General features: G+C 64.6%; 16 protein-coding genes. 12 read left to right on the top strand and 4 right to left on the bottom strand.

All coding sequences use genetic code 11. The annotated features are described in order from the left end of the window. Window positions 1-87: 87 nt before the first annotated feature. A complete protein-coding gene (locus ACJA3S_RS12110) occupies window positions 88-1,266 on the top strand; it encodes an MFS transporter (protein WP_406822015.1) in 1,179 nt (392 codons plus the stop codon). On the opposite strand, the gene ACJA3S_RS12105 is transcribed toward ACJA3S_RS12110, so the two are convergent. Continuing rightward, a complete protein-coding gene (locus ACJA3S_RS12105) occupies window positions 1,228-2,274 on the bottom strand; it encodes an alpha/beta hydrolase family protein (RefSeq protein WP_406822014.1) in 1,047 nt (348 codons plus the stop codon). The genes ACJA3S_RS12110 and ACJA3S_RS12105 overlap by 39 nt on opposite strands. A 200-nt stretch (window positions 2,275-2,474) precedes the next feature. Here ACJA3S_RS12105 and yghU point away from each other — a divergent pair, with 200 nt between their 5' ends. The 4 genes from yghU (at window position 2,475) to ACJA3S_RS12085 (ending at window position 6,870) form a co-directional block, all read left to right on the top strand. Next, window positions 2,475-3,314 carry a glutathione-dependent disulfide-bond oxidoreductase gene (gene yghU, locus ACJA3S_RS12100; RefSeq protein WP_406822013.1) on the top strand — a complete coding sequence of 280 codons (840 nt, stop codon included), beginning with the start codon at window positions 2,475-2,477 and terminating at the stop codon, window positions 3,312-3,314. A 139-nt stretch (window positions 3,315-3,453) separates the two neighbouring features. After that, window positions 3,454-5,157 carry an amidase gene (locus ACJA3S_RS12095; protein ID WP_406822012.1) on the top strand — a complete coding sequence of 568 codons (1,704 nt, stop codon included), beginning with the start codon at window positions 3,454-3,456 and terminating at the stop codon, window positions 5,155-5,157. Between the two features lie 124 nt (window positions 5,158-5,281). Continuing rightward, entirely contained in the window at window positions 5,282-5,956 is a 675-nt protein-coding gene (locus tag ACJA3S_RS12090; RefSeq protein WP_406822011.1) for a transcriptional regulator, read from the top strand. Continuing rightward, window positions 5,953-6,870, top strand: coding sequence for a pyridoxal-phosphate dependent enzyme (locus tag ACJA3S_RS12085; RefSeq protein WP_406822010.1), 918 nt, complete (start codon window positions 5,953-5,955; stop codon window positions 6,868-6,870). Before ACJA3S_RS12090 ends, ACJA3S_RS12085 begins: the two co-directional genes overlap by 4 nt. An 18-nt stretch (window positions 6,871-6,888) precedes the next feature. Here the strand turns inward: ACJA3S_RS12085 and ACJA3S_RS12080 are convergent, their stop codons facing one another. Then, a complete protein-coding gene (locus tag ACJA3S_RS12080; protein WP_170029725.1) occupies window positions 6,889-7,059 on the bottom strand; it encodes a KGG domain-containing protein in 171 nt (56 codons plus the stop codon). A 274-nt stretch (window positions 7,060-7,333) separates the two neighbouring features. Here ACJA3S_RS12080 and nspC point away from each other — a divergent pair, with 274 nt between their 5' ends. Further along, window positions 7,334-8,431, top strand: coding sequence for a carboxynorspermidine decarboxylase (nspC, locus tag ACJA3S_RS12075; RefSeq protein WP_186684973.1), 1,098 nt, complete (start codon window positions 7,334-7,336; stop codon window positions 8,429-8,431). A gap of 31 nt (window positions 8,432-8,462) precedes the next feature. Continuing rightward, window positions 8,463-9,707, top strand: a complete 1,245-nt coding sequence (locus ACJA3S_RS12070; RefSeq protein ID WP_186684972.1) for a saccharopine dehydrogenase family protein — start codon at window positions 8,463-8,465, stop codon at window positions 9,705-9,707. 196 nt (window positions 9,708-9,903) lie between these two features. Here the strand turns inward: ACJA3S_RS12070 and ACJA3S_RS12065 are convergent, their stop codons facing one another. Both ACJA3S_RS12065 and ACJA3S_RS12060 read right to left on the bottom strand, forming a co-directional pair. Next, a complete protein-coding gene (locus ACJA3S_RS12065; RefSeq protein WP_406822009.1) occupies window positions 9,904-10,950 on the bottom strand; it encodes a class I SAM-dependent methyltransferase in 1,047 nt (348 codons plus the stop codon). Between the two features lie 119 nt (window positions 10,951-11,069). Beyond that, window positions 11,070-11,933, bottom strand: a complete 864-nt coding sequence (locus ACJA3S_RS12060) for a type 1 glutamine amidotransferase domain-containing protein (RefSeq protein WP_406822008.1) — start codon at window positions 11,931-11,933, stop codon at window positions 11,070-11,072. Window positions 11,934-12,050: 117 nt separating this feature from the next. Here ACJA3S_RS12060 and ACJA3S_RS12055 point away from each other — a divergent pair, with 117 nt between their 5' ends. The 5 genes from ACJA3S_RS12055 to ACJA3S_RS12035 are packed head-to-tail and all read left to right on the top strand — an operon-like array spanning window position 12,051 to window position 16,379. Next, the gene (locus ACJA3S_RS12055) at window positions 12,051-12,986 is read left to right on the top strand and encodes a LysR family transcriptional regulator (RefSeq protein ID WP_406822245.1); all 936 of its coding nucleotides are present in this window, start codon (window positions 12,051-12,053) and stop codon (window positions 12,984-12,986) included. Between the two features lie 48 nt (window positions 12,987-13,034). Then, window positions 13,035-14,372 (top strand): UDP-glucose dehydrogenase family protein, encoded by a 1,338-nt coding sequence (locus ACJA3S_RS12050; RefSeq protein ID WP_406822007.1) that lies wholly within the window; start codon window positions 13,035-13,037, stop codon window positions 14,370-14,372. Then, on the top strand, window positions 14,360-15,334 hold the full coding sequence (locus ACJA3S_RS12045) for an NAD-dependent epimerase/dehydratase family protein (RefSeq protein ID WP_406822006.1): 975 nt from the start codon (window positions 14,360-14,362) through the stop codon (window positions 15,332-15,334). The genes ACJA3S_RS12050 and ACJA3S_RS12045 overlap by 13 nt, the downstream gene beginning before the upstream one ends. Further along, window positions 15,331-16,110: a glycosyltransferase family 2 protein gene (locus ACJA3S_RS12040; RefSeq protein ID WP_406822244.1), complete on the top strand. Its 780-nt coding sequence runs from the start codon at window positions 15,331-15,333 to the stop codon at window positions 16,108-16,110. The genes ACJA3S_RS12045 and ACJA3S_RS12040 overlap by 4 nt, the downstream gene beginning before the upstream one ends. Beyond that, on the top strand, window positions 16,107-16,379 hold the full coding sequence (locus tag ACJA3S_RS12035) for a lipid-A-disaccharide synthase N-terminal domain-containing protein (RefSeq protein WP_170029716.1): 273 nt from the start codon (window positions 16,107-16,109) through the stop codon (window positions 16,377-16,379). The genes ACJA3S_RS12040 and ACJA3S_RS12035 overlap by 4 nt, the downstream gene beginning before the upstream one ends. Window positions 16,380-16,381: the final 2 nt, after the last annotated feature.

Below are 16,381 nucleotides of genomic sequence, written 5' to 3'. Positions count from 1 at the left end.
GACGAATAATTCGTTAGCCTGCTTTCTTTTCCTTTGCGCAACGGCCATGATGGGACCACGCCCAACCGCCCGCCCGCGAACGAGCCCATGACCGCGCAACAACCTGCCGCCGGCATCACCCTGCAGATCCTGTCGATCGTCTTCTACACCTTCATTGCCTTTCTGTGCATCGGCCTGCCGATCGCCGTGCTGCCCAGCCATGTGCATGATCAGCTGGGCTACGGCGCCATCGTCGCCGGTGCGACCATCGGCCTGCAGTACCTGGCCACCCTGCTCAGCCGCCCGTTTGCCGGGCGCGTGGCGGACAGCCTGGGCGGTAAACGCGCCATTCGCTTCGGCCTGCTGGGGATTGCAGGCTGCGGGATACTGACCTGGCTGTCGGCCCTGACCCTGGCCCTACCGCCGCTGAGCCTGGCACTGTTGCTCGGCGGGCGCGTGCTGTTGGGTATCGCCCAAGGGCTGATCGGCGTGGCCACGTTGAGTTGGGGCATCAGCCAGGTCGGCCCCGAGCACACCGCGCGAGTTATTTCCTGGAACGGTATTGCCTCCTATGGCGCCATCGCGCTTGGCGCGCCCTTGGGCGTGCTGGCGGTGGATGGGCTGGGCTTCAGCGTACTGGGGCCAGTGCTGCTGGCGCTGGCACTGTCGGCGCTGCTGGTACTGCGCAAGCGCGCGGACGTGGTCGTGGCACGCGGCGAGCGCCTACCGTTCTGGTCGGCCTTTGCACGGGTCGCGCCGTGCGGCCTGGGCCTGACCCTGGCCTCGATCGGCTACGGCACCCTGACTACCTTCGTCACCCTGTACTACCTGGAGCGTGGCTGGCTCGGCGCAGCCTGGTGCCTGACTGCCTTTGGCACCTGTTTCATCATTTCGCGGCTGCTGTTCGTCAACGCTGTCAACCGGTTTGGCGGCTACAACGTCGCCATGGCCTGCATGGCCACCGAAGTGCTCGGCCTGGGCCTGCTGTGGTTGGCAGCCTCGCCGCCATGGGCGCTGGTTGGTGCCGGGCTGACCGGGTTCGGCCTGTCGTTGGTGTACCCTGCGCTGGGGGTGGAGGCGATCAGGCAGGTGCCTGCCAGCAGCCGCGGCGCCGGGCTGGGTGCGTACGCGGTGTTCTTCGATATGGCCCTGGCCATCGCCGGGCCGCTGATGGGAGCAGTTGCCGTGCACCTGGGCTATGCCTTGGTCTTCGCAGTGGCGGCCCTGCTGGCCCTGGCCGGCGTCGGCCTAACGCTGTGGCTGGCGCGGCATGCTGGCCGCGGCTGAGCGCTCGGCCGGCTGTGGCGCGCCCAGCGCCTGGCTGAAGAACGCCGCTGTCTCGCGTTGCAGCGAATGGTGGATATCGCGGCGGTCCACGCCTTCGGCGTCCTTGCACAGCGTCGGCATGCGCGCGTATTGCTCGCTGTCGCAATGGGCCATGAACACAAAATGCCCGGCACCGGCCAGCAGGCGGTAGTCCGGGGTCAGCGGCAGCTTGCGGGCCAAGGCTTCGGCATTACGATCCACCGCCACCAGCTGGTCGCTGTCACCGCTGTAGATCAACACCGGCAAGCGCACCCCGGCCAGGGTATGGCGGTCGAACAACAAGCTCAGCGGTGCCATCAGCATCACCGCGCCCACCCGTTGGTCGGCCATGGGCGCCAGCTCGCTGCGGTCGGCAATCAATACCCCGTGCGTCCTGCAGGCGTCGGCATCGTTCGGCCGTTCCAGGCAATACTGGCGCAGGCGATCGAGGTCAGGGCGCGCACCGGAAACAATCAAGGCGGTTTCGCCGCCGGCCGAATAGCCGATCAAGCCGACCTTGCCATCGTTCAGGTAAGGCCCCAACAAGGCATCATCGCGGGCCGCGGTGATCGCCGCACTGACTTGCAGCGGCCGGCCATACAGGTTGCTCAGGGTACCCAGGCGGCTGTGATCGCGGGCGTTGTCTCCCGGGTGCACCACAGCTACCACCACGAACCCTCGACGCGCCAGCGAGGTGGCCAGGTAGTGCAAGGCCAGCGGGCTGCCGGTATTGCCATGCGACAGCACCAGCAAGGGGAACTGGCCCAACGCTACCGGCGCTTCTTCAGCCACCTCGATCGGGTAGCCGTCCATGCGGCTGCTGCGGGTTTTGCCAACAGCCGGATAGAACGCCAGCGCCTGCATGGGCTGGCCATCGACCGGGTCGGCCAGGCTCATGTGGTGCAGGCCGGCAACCCAAGGCGCAGCCTCGGCATGGGTAAGCAGGCCGGCGAACAGGGCCAGGGCCAGCACGCAACGTGAAAGGGTCATCGGCCAGCGGTTCCTTGCGGGGCGAAGCGATGATCCAGCATAGAACCGGGCTGGCCAGTGGCGGATGAAACCTGGATGAAACCGCCGTCATGCAGAACCCGCTCGCGCATTGTGCATTTGCGCTTTTTATCGAACCCATGGCATAGATGCTGGTCGACGTCTTCATGTGCCCATTTCGCGCCATTCAAGGAGATTCATGCATGAGCAAGCCCGCCTATGTGCCGCCCAAGGTCTGGCGCAACGATGCGGCGTCCGGCGGCCAGTTCGCCAGCATCAACCGCCCGGTTGCCGGCCCGACGCATGACAAGGACCTGCCCGTGGGCAAGCACCCGCTGCAGCTGTACTCGCTGGCCACACCCAACGGCGTAAAGGTCACCATCGCCCTGGAAGAGCTGCTCGCCCTGGGCCACCAGGGGGCCGAATATGACGCCTGGCTGATCCGCATCGGCGAGGGCGAGCAATTTTCCAGCGGCTTCGTCCAGGTCAACCCCAACTCGAAGATCCCCGCATTGCTCGACCGCAGCGTCGAGCCGCCGGTGCGGGTGTTCGAGTCGGGCTCGATCCTGCTGTACCTGGCAGAAAAATTCGGTGCCCTGCTGCCCGAGGCGCCGGCGGCCCGCACCGAAAGCCTGAACTGGCTGTTCTGGCAGATGGGCGCGGCACCTTACCTGGGCGGTGGCTTTGGCCACTTCTATGTCTATGCGCCGGAAAAGTTCGAGTACGCGATCAACCGCTTCACCATGGAAGCCAAGCGCCAGCTGGATGTGCTCAATCGGCGCCTGGGGGAAAGCCGCTACCTGGGCGGCGAGCAATACAGCATCGCCGATATTGCCGTGTGGCCATGGTATGGCCAGTTGGTGCGCGGCAACCTGTATGGCGCGGCGCAGTTCCTGGCGGTGGACGAATACCCGCATGTACAGCGCTGGGCCGAGGAAATTGCCCTGCGCCCGGCAGTACAGCGCGGAACCCGGGTGAACCGCATCTGGGGCGATGAAAGCAGCCAGGTAGCAGAACGACACGCGGCGTCCGACCTGGACTGACAGGCACTCGGGGCCGCTACGCGGCCCCGTCAATGCCCGCCTGCACAAAACCATTTGCCCGCGCGCAAACCTGCGCCCGCCAGGCCCTTCTTGTACACTCCTCGCATTAGCCCCCACCTGCACATTTTTTGGTGAAAGCATGATCGAGGTAACCGAGGTTTCCATTGCCGAGCTGCGCGACGCACTCGAGTCGGGCCGCACGACGGCGGTCGAGCTGGTCAAGGCCTACCTGGCGCGTATCGACGCCTATGACGGTGCCGGCACCGCCACCGCCCTGAACGCCGTGGTAGTGCGCAACCCGCAGGCGCTGGCCGAGGCCGAGGCCTCCGACGCCCGCCGCAGCAAAGGCCAGCTGCTGAGCCCGCTGGATGGTATCCCCTACACCGCCAAGGACAGCTACCTGGTCAAAGGCCTGACCGCTGCTTCCGGCAGCCCGGCGTTCAAGGACCTGGTGGCGCAGCGTGATGCCTTCACCATCGAGCGCCTGCGCGCCGCCGGCGCCATCTGCCTGGGCAAGACCAACATGCCGCCAATGGCCAACGGTGGCATGCAGCGCGGGGTGTACGGCCGCGCCGAAAGCCCTTACAACGCCAATTACCTGACCGCTCCGTTCGCCTCGGGTTCGTCCAATGGTGCCGGCACTGCCACGGCAGCCAGCTTCAGCGCCTTCGGCCTGGCCGAGGAGACCTGGTCCAGCGGCCGTGGCCCGGCGTCCAATAACGGCTTGTGCGCCTACACCCCGTCGCGCGGGGTGATCTCGGTGCGCGGTAACTGGCCGCTGACGCCGACCATGGACGTGGTGGTGCCGTACGCCCGCACCATGGCCGACCTGCTGGAAATCCTCGACGTGGTGGTCGCCGACGACGCCGACACGCGCGGCGACCTGTGGCGCCTGCAACCCTGGGTGCCGATCCCGGCAGCGTCCCAGGTGCGCCCCGCCAGCTACCTCGACCTGGCCGTGGATGCCAGCGCGCTCAAGGGCAAGCGCTTTGGCGTGCCGCGCATGTACATCAATGCCGACCCCGAGGCTGGCACATCCGAAAAACCTGGCATTGGCGGCCCGACCGGCCAGCGCATCAACACCCGCGCCAGCGTGATCGACCTGTGGCAACAGGCACGCCAGGCGCTCGAAGCGGCCGGCGCCGAAGTACTGGAAGTGGACTTCCCGTTGGTGTCCAACTGCGAGGGCGACCGCCCGGGCGCGCCGACCGTGTACAACCGCGGTATCGTCAGCAAGGCGTTCCTGCATGACGAACTGTGGGAACTGTCCGGCTGGGCATTCGACGACTTCCTGCGCGCCAATGACGACCCCAAGCTCAACCGCCTGGCCGATGTCGATGGCGCGCTGATCTTCCCCCACGACCCGGGCACCCTGCCCAACCGTGAGGACGACCTGGCCGCCGGCATGGACGAATACGTCAACATGGCCAAGCGCGGCCTGAAGACCTGGGACCAGATCGAGACCCTGCCCGACGGCCTGCGCGGCCTGGAGCAGACCCGCAAGATCGACCTGGAAGACTGGATGGACAACCTCGGCCTGGACGCAGTGCTGTTCCCCACCGTGGCCGATGTGGGCCCGGCCGATGCCGACGTCAATCCGGTGTCGGCCGACATCGCCTGGAGCAACGGTATCTGGGTGGCCAATGGCAACCTGGCAATCCGTCACCTGGGCGTGCCCACCGTGACCGTGCCGATGGGCGTGATGGCCGATATCGGCATGCCGGTGGGGCTGACCTTCGCTGGTCGGGCTTACAGCGACAACGCCCTGCTCAGCTTCGGTGCAGCCTTCGAGGCGACCGGGTCGCGCCGGATGATCCCGCCGCGCACGCCGCCGTTGGGTTAAGCAACAGCAGGCCGCCTGGCGGCCCACTTGCGGGTTCACCCCGCGAGTGGAGCTTGAAAAATGCAAATCGCAAAATTCAACGTTACGTGTAAAAATACACAAAACGTTGACTTTGCGGTTTACCATGTGCCTGACACCCGAAGCAGAACGCCAGCTCACCCTCACCGTGCTCAAGGCTGCCATCCAGGCCATGGGCAGCGTTGCCCCAGGCAACCTGGAAATCCTCCTGCACGACCTCGATCACCCGGAACACTCCGTGGTGGCGATCATCAACGGCCACCTTTCCGGGCGCAGCGTCGGCAGCCCGATCCTCGCCGCCCCGGAGCAGGACCAGGGCTTCAAGGCGCTGATGCAAGCCTCGGCCGACCAGCAAGGCTGCGCGCCGGTGGTCGTCCCCGATTACCCCACCAGCCTTAAAGGCCGCACCTTGCGCAGCGCCACGGCGATCTTCCGTGACAGCACCGGCCACCCCTTCGCCAGCCTTTGTGTCAACAGCGATGTGACCGGCCTGGACGCCGCCATGAGCTTCCTCCAGCAGTTGCAGCCATCAGCAACGGCTCCCACCGTCAACGAGCCCGCCGACATGGAGCTGCTGATGAGCGAAATCATCCAGGCCTCGCTGCAGCGCAGCGGCCAGGGGCGGATGAACAAGCAGGCCAAGGTCGAAGCCGTGCGGGTAATGCAGGAACGCGGCCTGTTCATCGTCAAAGGCGGGGTGGAAAAGGCCGCCAATGCCTTGGGGGTGACCCGCTACACCATTTACAACTACCTCGAGCAACTGCGCGGAGCCAGCCAATGACCTTGCATATCCCTACCCCCCTGATCGAATCCCGCCCGCTGTCGCTGGCAGCCGGGAGCAACATCTGGCTCAAGCTCGACGCCCTGCAGCCCTGCGGTTCGTTCAAGTTGCGCGGTGTCGGCCATGCCTGCGAGGTGCAGCATGCCCGTGGCGCGCGGCATTTCGTGTCCTCCTCGGGTGGCAATGCAGGCCTGGCGGTCGCTTATGCCGGGCGCAAGCTGGGCGTGCCGGTAACCGTGGTGGTGCCGGAGACCACCACCGAACGGGCCAAGGAGCTGCTACGCCTGGAAAGCGCCAAGGTGGTGGTACACGGTAGCTCCTGGCAGGAGGCCAACACCCTGGCGCAAACGCTGGTCGGCCAGGGTGATGCTTTCATCCACCCGTTCGACGACCCACTGCTGTGGGCTGGCCATGCCAGCCTGGTGGACGAGGTTGCCGAGGCCGGCCTGAAGCCGGATGCCGTGGTGCTGTCGGTGGGCGGTGGTGGCCTGCTTTGCGGGGTGGTCGAGGGGCTGCAACGTAACGGCTGGGGCGATGTGCCGGTGCTGGCAGTGGAAACCACAGGCGCGGCGTCGCTGCATGCGGCCTTGCAGGCAGGGCACCCGGTCGAGCTGGAGCGTATCGATTCGGTAGCCACGTCCCTGGGGGCCAAGCGCGTCGCCGACCAGGCACTGACCTGCGCCAGCCAGCACCCGGTGCATAGTCATGTGGTCAGTGACCGTGCCGCACTCGAAGCCTGCGAGCGGTTCCTGCTCGATCATCGTGTACTGGTAGAGCCGGCCTGCGGTGCCGCGCTGGCATTGGCCTATGACGCGGTCGCGCTGGCCGGCTACGGTAACGTGCTGGTGGTGGTGTGTGGCGGGGCCACCGCTACCCTGGCGCAGATCCACGCCTGGCTGGCCGCGGCCGAATGAAGCGCGGGCGTGGCGAAGTCAACCTTCGCCGCGCCGACGCGAACCGCCGTGGCTGTGTTGCCCACCCACACGCGCCTTTTCCGCACGGTCCTGTTTCAGGTCCTTGCCAGACCCACCCTTGCGCCCTGCGTCATGGACCCGTTGTGGGTCATCGGCAAAGCCGTGGCCGTTGTCGTGATGCTTGGTCATGCTATGTCTCCCTGAGGCAAAGAATGCCCAATATTGGAGATCAGCGCAGGACCGATGATTGCCTTGCCCTGACCAATGGCTCAGGGCAACCAGCAAGGTCATGGATAATGACCAGGACGGTCACATGAGCCTGTTCTACTGAGCCCGCCACAACCGTAAAAGCCACTGCAACGTCAGCAACCCTGACGAAATGCATATCCCACCCTTTCGGTCTGCGGCAAGTGAAGGCACAATGCGTGTCCTTTTTTTGGCCGGCCTGGCCGGGGGCCTTTAAATGATCAAGACGCCGTACTACCTCATCGATAAAACCAAGCTGCTGGGCAACATGGAGAAGATCGCCTACGTGCGCGAACACTCCGGTGCCAAGGCCCTGCTCGCCCTCAAGTGCTTTGCCACCTGGTCGGTCTTCGACCTGATGCAACAGTACATGGACGGCACCACCTCCTCCTCGCTGTACGAGCTCAAGCTCGGCCGCCAGAAGTTCGCCGGCGAGACCCACGCCTACAGCGTGGCCTGGGCCGACGACGAGGTCGAGGAAATGCTCGAGAACTGCGACAAGATCATCTTCAACTCGATCGGCCAGCTGCAGCGCTTCGCCGAACAGTCCGAAGGCAAGGTCCGCGGCCTGCGTGTCAACCCGCAGGTCAGCAGTTCCGACTACCTGCTGGCCGACCCGGCCCGCCCGTTCAGCCGCCTGGGCGAATGGGACCCGGCCAAGGTCGAACAGGTGATTTCGCAGATTTCCGGCTTCATGTTCCACAACAACTGCGAAAACGGCGACTTCGGCCTGTTCGACAAGATGCTCAGCCACATCGAAGAACGCTTCGGCCACCTGCTGCACCAGGTCGAATGGGTCAGCCTCGGTGGCGGCATCCACTTCACCGGTGAAGACTATGCCCTGGACGCCTTCTGCGCGCGCCTGAAAGCCTTCTCGGAAAAATACGGCGTGCAGGTGTACCTGGAGCCGGGCGAAGCCGCCATCACCAACAGCGCCTCGCTGGAAGTGACCGTGCTCGACACGCTGTACAACGGCAAGCACCTGGCCGTGGTCGACAGCTCGATCGAAGCGCACATGCTCGACCTGCTGATCTATCGCCTCAATGCCAAGATGGCCCCGAACGACGGTGCGCATACCTACATGGTCTGCGGCAAGTCGTGCCTGGCCGGCGACATCTTCGGCGAATATCAGTTCGACCGCCCGCTGGCCATCGGCGATCGCCTGTCGTTCGTCGACGCGGCGGGTTACACCATGGTCAAGAAAAACTGGTTCAACGGTCTGAAAATGCCATCCATCGTGGTCAAGCAACTCGACGGCAGCGTCGAAGTGGTGCGCGAGTTCGGTTTCGAAGACTACGTTTCCAGCCTGTCGTAAGACCGGCTTTCAGTAAGGAGCAAGGGATAAATTGAAGAAGAACGTTCTTATCATTGGTGCAGGAGGTGTCGCCAAGGTGGTGGCCCACAAGTGCGCGCAGCATAACGACGAACTGGGTCGTATCGCTATCGCGTCACGGAACATCTCCAAATGCCAGGCCATCATCGACAGCGTCAAGGCCAAGGGTAGCCTCAAGGTACCCGCCGACATCCAGGCCTTCTCGCTCAATGCCCTCGATGTCGAGGCGACCAAGGCACTGATCCGCGAGACCGAATCGCAGATCGTGATCAACGTTGGTTCCGCCTTCCTCAACATGTCGGTGCTGCGTGCCTGCATCGATACCGGTGTCGCCTACCTGGACACCGCCATCCACGAAGAGCCGGGGAAGATCTGCGAGACCCCGCCATGGTACGGCAACTACGAGTGGAAACACCTCGAGGAGTGCCAGGCCAAGAACATCACCGCCATTCTCGGCGTCGGTTTCGACCCGGGTGTGGTAAACAGCTACGCCAAGCTGGCGCAGCAACAGTATTTCGACAGCATTGATTCGATCGACATTCTCGACGTCAATGCCGGTTCGCATGGCAAGTACTTTGCCACCAACTTCGACCCGGAAATCAACTTCCGTGAGTTCACCGGGCAAGTCTGGAGCTGGCAGAACAGCCAGTGGACCAGCAACAGCATGTTCGAAGTCAAGCGTACCGACGACCTGCCTGTGGTCGGTTCGCAGAACCTGTACCTGACCGGTCATGATGAAGTTCATTCGCTTTCGAAGAACCTCAACGTGCCGAACGTGCGTTTCTGGATGAGCTTCGGCGAACACTATATCAACGTGTTCACCGTGCTGAAGAACCTGGGCCTGCTCTCCGAGCAACCGGTGAAGACCGCCGAAGGCCTGGAAGTGGTACCGCTGAAGGTGGTCAAGGCGGTACTGCCGGACCCTGCCTCGCTGGCCCCGGGCTACACCGGCAAGACCTGCATTGGCGACCTGGTCAAGGGCACCAAGAACGGCCAGCCGCGCGAAGTGTTCATCTACAACGTGGCCGACCACGAAGAAGCCTACGCCGAGACCGACAGCCAGGGCATTTCCTACACCGCCGGTGTACCGCCGGTGGCTGCCGCCCTGCTGGTTGCCCGTGGCGAGTGGGATGCCAAGCGCATGGTCAACGTCGAGGAGCTGCCAGCCGAGCCGTTCCTCAAGGCGCTGGACGTAATGGGCCTGCCGACCCGCATCAAGGATGAAAAAGGCGATCGTCCGTGGGACGCTGAAGCCTAAGCGACACAAAAAGGGGGGCGCCATTCAGGCGCCCCTTCTTTTTGCCTGTCCGGGCCTCATCGTCGGCAAGCCAGGCTCTCGGCGCCTGTAGAAGCGGCTTCAGCCCCGATCACTGGTGCCATCCACCGCGCCGCCTGCTTCGCGGATAAATCCGCTCCTACGATTGACGATGCTGACTTGCCAGCGAGTAGCCTCCCTATTTCCGGGCCTCGAGGATCAGGTTGAAGGGTGTCTGCGTCGCCCGCCGGAACCGGCTGAACCCCGCCTCCTCGAACACCGCACGCAAGCGCGCCTCCCCGGCCTGGGCGCCCAGCCCCAGGCCCACCTCCTGGGATAACGAGTTCGGTGTGCAGATGAAGGTCGAGGCGGCATAGAACAAGCGCCCGACCGGCGTCAGGTTGCCCTCCAGCGAATCTTCGGCATAGGGTTCCACCAGCATCACCGTGCCGTCCGCCTTCAACGCGCGATAGGCGTGTTTCGCCGCGCCCACCGGGTCCCCCATGTCGTGCAGGCAATCGAAGAAGCACACCAGGTCATAGTCATGCCCCGGATAGTCCTTGGCGCTGGCCTGCTGGAATGTCACCCGCCCCACCAACCCCGCTTCGCGTGCGCGTTGGTTGGCCGTGGTGATGGAAGGCCCGTGGTAGTCGTAGCCAATGAAAGTGGAGGCCGGAAATGCCTCGGCCATGACCAGCGTCGAAGCACCATGCCCGCAACCAACATCAGCGACCTTGGCACCCGCCTGCAACTTGGCGACCACGCCCTCGAGCGCCGGTAGCCACTCGGACACCAGGAACGTGCGGTAACCCGGCCGGAAAAACCGCTCGGTACCGCTGAACATGCAGGGGTGATGGTCGCCCCAGGCCAGCCCGCCGTCACCGCGCATAGCCGCAACCAGTTTGTCCTTGTCATGGAACAGTGCCGCCACTACCGCTGCGCCACCGGCCATGTAGGCCGGGGAATCTTCCAGCGCCAGGGCCATGGCCTGTTCTTCGGGCAATACGAAGCGGCCCTGGTCATGCACCATGTAGCCCGACGCGGCCTGGGCGTTGAGCCATTCGCGCACCAGCCGCGGGTGGCAGCCGGTCTTTGCCGCCAGTGCCTCAGGGGTGGTCGGCTGGCTATCGGCCATGGCCCGGTACAACCCCAGTTCGTCGCCGAGTATCACATTGGCCAGGGTCGCCGCCGCGCCCATGTCGCCCACCAGCTTGCCCATGAAATCGTGAAGCCTTGCCTCGTCCATGACCTGCCCTCCTCTGCAAGAAGGCCATCGCCAGCGAGGGACGTCCGCTCCGGGGAGGCGGTGGTCGGTTGGATGATGTTGGCCTGGCGAGCGTTAGCCGCTGCAGGCCACTTGTAAGTTTAGATGCCCTGTCCGGGGCGCTGTGGCTGTTCGGCCAACTTTTCCAGCAGCGCCTTGGCCAGGATCTTGTCCGAGAACGGGTTCTGCCCGGTAATCAGTTCGCGGTCCACCACCACGTTGGGTTGCCAGGCCTTGGCGTAGCCCATGTCGCCGCCTGCAATCGCCATGGCACTCGCCGGGTAGAACAACAGGCGCTGGCCCTTGAGCGAACCCTCGAATACCTGTTCTTCCGGGTCGGAGAAGATCGTCATCCGGTAGCCCTGGTACAACCAGTCAGTGGCTGCCGGCTTGTCGCCACGTGCCAGCGCGGCCTGATAGCCTGCCGGGTCCTGCTGGGCCGAGAGCAAGGCGATGGGGCCGTGGCAGATGGCCGCGGTAGGTTTGCCAGCTTGGTGGAAATGCCGCAGCAGGGCGCCCACGTCCGGGTTGTTGGCCAGGTCGATCAACGGCGCATGGCCGCCGGGGATGAACAGCCCGGCATAACGGCGCAGATCGCCCGCCAGCACCTCCTTCACCGACAGGGTATCGTCGATGCCCGGCAGGCTTTGCACGACCCTTTCGATCCGCTTCATCTCGGCCGCGTCGCCGGCAAAATAGCTCGGGTCGATCGAGCGTGGATCGACGCTCGGGGCATTGCCCCTGGGCGTTACCAGTACCAGCTTGTAGCCAGCCTTGAGCAGCTGGTCGGCTGGTACGCCGAACTCGTTGAGGTAGTAACCGGTGGCGTAGCGCTTGCCGTCCTGCAACGGCAGCTGGTGCTCGCTGGACAACAGCACCAGCACCTCGCCCTTGGGCGCGGCCTGGGTGCCAGCAGCAAGCAGGGTGGCAGCCACGGCAAGGGCAAGCCTGGACATCTGGATCATGCAGCAATCTCCTCGATCAACTCATGGGCCATCCGTACAGGGCGGCCCGATGCGCTCATGCTAGTGGCCAGGCTATGATTCGATAATTCGAAAGCTTGCATGCCTGTAATCCAGAAAATGAATATCGCCAGCAAAGACTTCAACCTGCTGTACCTGTTCCATGTGCTGTATCAGGAACGCAATGCCACCCTCGCCGCCCAGCGCATGGCGCTGAGCCAGCCTGCGCTCAGCCACAAACTGAACAAGCTGCGTCATCAGTTCGGCGACCCCTTGTTCGTACGCGCGCCCCGCGGCCTGACGCCCACGCCGCGCGCCCACGAACTGGCCCCCCAGGTGGAACGCCTGGTGGTGAGCCTGGAAGCTTTCTATGAACGTTGCGAAGGCCGGGACTTCCTCGCCCGCCCTGCCCGGCTGCACCTGTACAGCACAGATTATGTCGAACAGACCCTGTTACCCAGGCTGCTGCCGCTGCTGCGCAGCCAGGCCCCGAACCTGACCCTGGTGACCCACAACACCCGTGGCCAGCTACCCCGCGAAGCGCTGGAGAAAGGCACCTGTGACCTCGCCGTTGCCGGCTTCTATACCGACCTGCCGGACACCTTCCACCAGCAGCGCCTGCTCAACGAGCAACTGGTCGTGTTGGCGTCACGCAGCCACCCAGGCCTGGCCAAGGGCCTGGACCTCGACACCTTCCTCGCCAGCGACCATCTGCTCACCACCCTCACTGGCGACCTCGACGGCCTGGTCGACCGCGCGCTACGCAGCCAAGGCAAGCAGCGACGGGTGGTAGCCGGCTTGTCCAGTTTCATCGCCCCGGCGCGCTTGCTGCGCGGCACCGACTTGCTGCTGACCTGCCTGCGCTCGCTGGCCGTCGAAGCCAGCGCGCGCGATGACGACCTGGTGATGTACCCGCTGCCGCTGGCGCTGCCGGGCATCGAGGTGATGCAGATCTGGCACGAGCGCACCCATGCCGATCCCCTGCGGCGGTGGTTCCGCCAGCAGCTCCGGGCGGTGGCCCAGCAAGCGGCGATCAGCACGGGTAACAATTCCTAAACAACAATGTGACATTTTTTTTCAGCTTTCTCGCCAAGGAGCTGTCAAATGAAGGTCACGGTTTTCGGTACCGGTTATGTTGGCCTCACCCAGGCAGTGTGCCTGGCCCAGGTGGGGCATTCGGTGTTGTGCATGGATGTCGACGCCGCGCGGGTCGCCACCCTCAATGAAGGCCACTGCCCGATTTTCGAGCCCGGCCTGGCGCCAATGCTGGCGAACAACCTGGCTTGTGGTCGGCTGCGCTTCACCACCGACGCCAGTGAAGCGGCGAACTATGCCCGGTTGCAGTTCGTCGCGGTCGGTACCCCGCCACAGGTCGATGGCAGCGCCGACCTCAGGCACGTGTTCGCCGTGGTTGACAGCATCCTCGAACACGCCGACGCCGCCAAGGTGATCGTCAACAAATCCACTGTCCCGGTCGGCACGGTGCAGCGCATCAAGGCGCGCATCGCCCAGGCCGTGGCCGACACTCGCCGCTTCCAGGTCATCAGCAACCCCGAGTTCCTCAAGGAGGGCTCGGCCGTGGACGATTGCATGCGCCCGGAGCGCATCATCATCGGTGGCGCGGAACCTGCCGAGGTGGAGCTGCTGCGCGAGCTGTACCTGCCGTTCAGCCGCAACCGTGAAAAGCTCATGGTGATGGACGCGCGCAGCGCCGAGCTGACCAAGTACGCGGCCAACTGCATGCTGGCGACCAAGATCTCGTTCATCAACGAAATCGCCAACCTGGCCGAGCACCTGGGCGCCGACATCGAGATGGTGCGCCGCGGCATCGGTTCCGACCCGCGCATCGGCTACGACTTCATCTATGCCGGCTGCGGTTTCGGCGGCTCGTGCTTCCCCAAGGATTTGCAGGCCCTGCGCCGCAGCGCCGAGGCCGAAGGCTTCGAGCCGCAGCTGCTGCGAGCGGTTGAGGCGGTCAACGAGCGGCAAAAGGGCCGGCTGTTCAGCAAGATCCAGCGCCATTACCCAGGTGGCCTGCGAGGCAAGGTGTTCGCCCTGTGGGGGTTGTCGTTCAAGCCCAACACCAACGACATTCGCGAAGCCTCCAGCCGGGTGCTGCTGGAAGCATTGTGGGCTGCCGGTGCACGGGTACAGGCACATGACCCACAGGCCATGGACGAGATCCAGCGGCACTATGGCACGCGCCGCGACCTGCGCCTGGTGCCCTGCAAGGACGATGCGCTGCGCGGCGCCGATGCCTTGGTGATCGTCACCGAATGGCAGGATTACCGCGTACTCGATCTGGACAAGGTGCTCCAGCAATTGGCCGACCGCGTGGTATTCGACGGGCGCAACCTGTTCGAGCCGGAGCACATGGCCGCCGCTGGCCTGACTTACTACGGCATCGGTCGTGGCCAGGGGCAACCCGCATGCCTGTACTGATTACCGGCGTGGCCGGGTTCATCGGCTACCACGTTGCGCGGCGCCTGTGCGAGGCGGGCATCGAGGTGGTCGGCATCGATAACCTCAATGCCTACTACAGCGTCAAGTTGAAGCTGGCACGCTTGCAACAGCTGTTCGACTTCGCCAACTTCCGCTTCCATACCCTCGACATTACCCACCCGGCAGAACTGCAACAGTTGTTCGCCGCGCAGCCGTTCAGTGAAGTGATCCATCTGGCGGCGCAGGCCGGGGTGCGCTATTCGCTGGACAACCCTGGTGCCTATGGCCAGGCCAACCTGGTGGGTTTCCTCAATATGCTCGAGGCCTGCCGCCAGCAGCCACCACGTCACTTCATCTATGCCTCCAGCAGTTCGGTGTACGGTGACAACGCCAAGCTGCCGTTCAGCGTCGACGACCCGGTCGAGCAACCACTGTCGCTGTACGCCGCCAGCAAACGCGCCAACGAGCTGATGGCGCACAGCTATGCCCACCTGTACCAGCTGCCGACGTCCGGGCTGCGTTTGTTCACCGTCTATGGGCCCTGGGGCCGCCCCGACATGGCCCTGTTCACATTCACCCGGGCCATCCTCCAAGGCCGGCCGATCGCGGTTTACAACAACGGCCTGATGGCGCGTGACTTTACCTATATCGACGACATCGTCGAAAGCATCGTGCGCTTGCGCCTGAAGCCGCCACAGCCGGCCGAGGGGCTACCGCCGTGCCAGTTGTTCAACATCGGCCGCGGCCAGCCGGTACGGCTGCTGCAGTTCGTCGATTGCCTGGAGGATGCCTTGGGCACCAAGGCCCAGCGTGACTACCTGCCGCTGCAACCTGGCGACGTGCTGCAAACCTGGGCCGATGTCGATGCCCTGGCGCGCTGGATCGGCTACACCCCAGGCACCTCACTGGCGCACGGGGTCAATGCCTTCGTCGCTTGGTACCGGGATTACTACCAGGTCTGAACCGCACCACCACAACAGGATCACAAGCGCCCCATGACAGCCCACTTGAGTTATCGGTACTGATTCCCGCCAGGAACGAGGCCGACAACCTGCCGGCACTGCTGCAGGAAATCCGCGCGGCACTGGCAACCCTGGACTACGAAGTAGTGGTGGTCGATGACGGCAGCAGCGACCACACCCTGAGCGCCCTGCAACAGGTGAAGAACCAGGGCTATCCGCAATTGCGCATCCTCCGCCACGCGCACTCGCTGGGCCAGAGCACGTCCCTGTGGCACGCCGCCGAAGCGGCGCGCGGCCAGTGGCTGGCCACCCTTGACGGCGATGGGCAGAACGACCCGGCGGATATCCCCGGCATGCTGGCCCTGGTCCGCGCCAACCCGCACCTGGCAGGCAACCTCAAGCTGGTGGCCGGGCACCGGGTCAACCGCCGCGACAGCGCCAGCAAGCGCTGGGCCTCGCGCCTTGCCAACGGCCTGCGCAGCCGCCTGCTCGGCGACGCCACGCCTGACACGGGCTGCGGGCTGAAACTGGTCGAGCGCGCGGCCTTCCTGCGCCTGCCCTACTTCGACCATATGCACCGTTTCATTCCGGCGCTGATCCTGCGCCACAACGGCCGCATGCTGGTGCACCCGGTCAACCACCGGCCACGTCAGGCCGGGGTGTCCAAGTATGGCAACCTGGACCGCGCCCTGGTTGGCATTCTCGACCTGTTCGGGGTCTGGTGGCTGATCCGCCGTACCCGCCTGGACACGCACCCGCAGGAGCTCGAAGGATGACCCGCGAAAGCTTGTGGCTGATCGTCGGTTTCGCCGGCCAGGCCGTGTTCACCGGGCGCTTCGTGCTGCAGTGGCTGTACAGCGAGTTCAAGCGCCGCAGCCTCATCCCGGTGGGCTTCTGGTACCTGAGCATGCTCGGCAGCGCGTTGCTGCTGGCCTACGCCATCTATCGCCAGGACCCGGTGTTCATCATTGGCCAGAGCTTCGGTTTGCTGGTCTACCTGCGCAACCTGCAGCTGATCGCCCGCCACCCGCAACAGAAGGAATAGCC

Origin of the sequence: Pseudomonas sp. KnCO4 (genome assembly GCF_045344305.1) — a bacterium.
Classification (GTDB): Bacteria; Pseudomonadota; Gammaproteobacteria; order Pseudomonadales; family Pseudomonadaceae; genus Aquipseudomonas; species Aquipseudomonas anuradhapurensis.
The sequence above is the reverse complement of the archived record's forward strand: the minus strand, read 5'-3'. Positions and strand labels throughout refer to the sequence as shown.

Bases quoted from the DNA above. Each gene is read 5' to 3' on its own strand.
- ACJA3S_RS12110 (WP_406822015.1), top strand. From the start codon at position 88: ATGACCGCGCAACAACCTGCCGCCGGCATCACCCTGCAGATCCTGTCG.
- ACJA3S_RS12105 (WP_406822014.1), bottom strand. From the start codon at position 2,274: ATGACCCTTTCACGTTGCGTGCTGGCCCTGGCCCTGTTCGCCGGCCTG.
- yghU (WP_406822013.1), top strand. From the start codon at position 2,475: ATGAGCAAGCCCGCCTATGTGCCGCCCAAGGTCTGGCGCAACGATGCG.
- ACJA3S_RS12095 (WP_406822012.1), top strand. From the start codon at position 3,454: ATGATCGAGGTAACCGAGGTTTCCATTGCCGAGCTGCGCGACGCACTC.
- ACJA3S_RS12090 (WP_406822011.1), top strand. From the start codon at position 5,282: ATGTGCCTGACACCCGAAGCAGAACGCCAGCTCACCCTCACCGTGCTC.
- ACJA3S_RS12085 (WP_406822010.1), top strand. From the start codon at position 5,953: ATGACCTTGCATATCCCTACCCCCCTGATCGAATCCCGCCCGCTGTCG.
- ACJA3S_RS12080 (WP_170029725.1), bottom strand. From the start codon at position 7,059: ATGACCAAGCATCACGACAACGGCCACGGCTTTGCCGATGACCCACAA.
- nspC (WP_186684973.1), top strand. From the start codon at position 7,334: ATGATCAAGACGCCGTACTACCTCATCGATAAAACCAAGCTGCTGGGC.
- ACJA3S_RS12065 (WP_406822009.1), bottom strand. From the start codon at position 10,950: ATGGACGAGGCAAGGCTTCACGATTTCATGGGCAAGCTGGTGGGCGAC.
- ACJA3S_RS12060 (WP_406822008.1), bottom strand. From the start codon at position 11,933: ATGATCCAGATGTCCAGGCTTGCCCTTGCCGTGGCTGCCACCCTGCTT.
- ACJA3S_RS12055 (WP_406822245.1), top strand. From the start codon at position 12,051: ATGAATATCGCCAGCAAAGACTTCAACCTGCTGTACCTGTTCCATGTG.
- ACJA3S_RS12050 (WP_406822007.1), top strand. From the start codon at position 13,035: ATGAAGGTCACGGTTTTCGGTACCGGTTATGTTGGCCTCACCCAGGCA.
- ACJA3S_RS12045 (WP_406822006.1), top strand. From the start codon at position 14,360: ATGCCTGTACTGATTACCGGCGTGGCCGGGTTCATCGGCTACCACGTT.
- ACJA3S_RS12035 (WP_170029716.1), top strand. From the start codon at position 16,107: ATGACCCGCGAAAGCTTGTGGCTGATCGTCGGTTTCGCCGGCCAGGCC.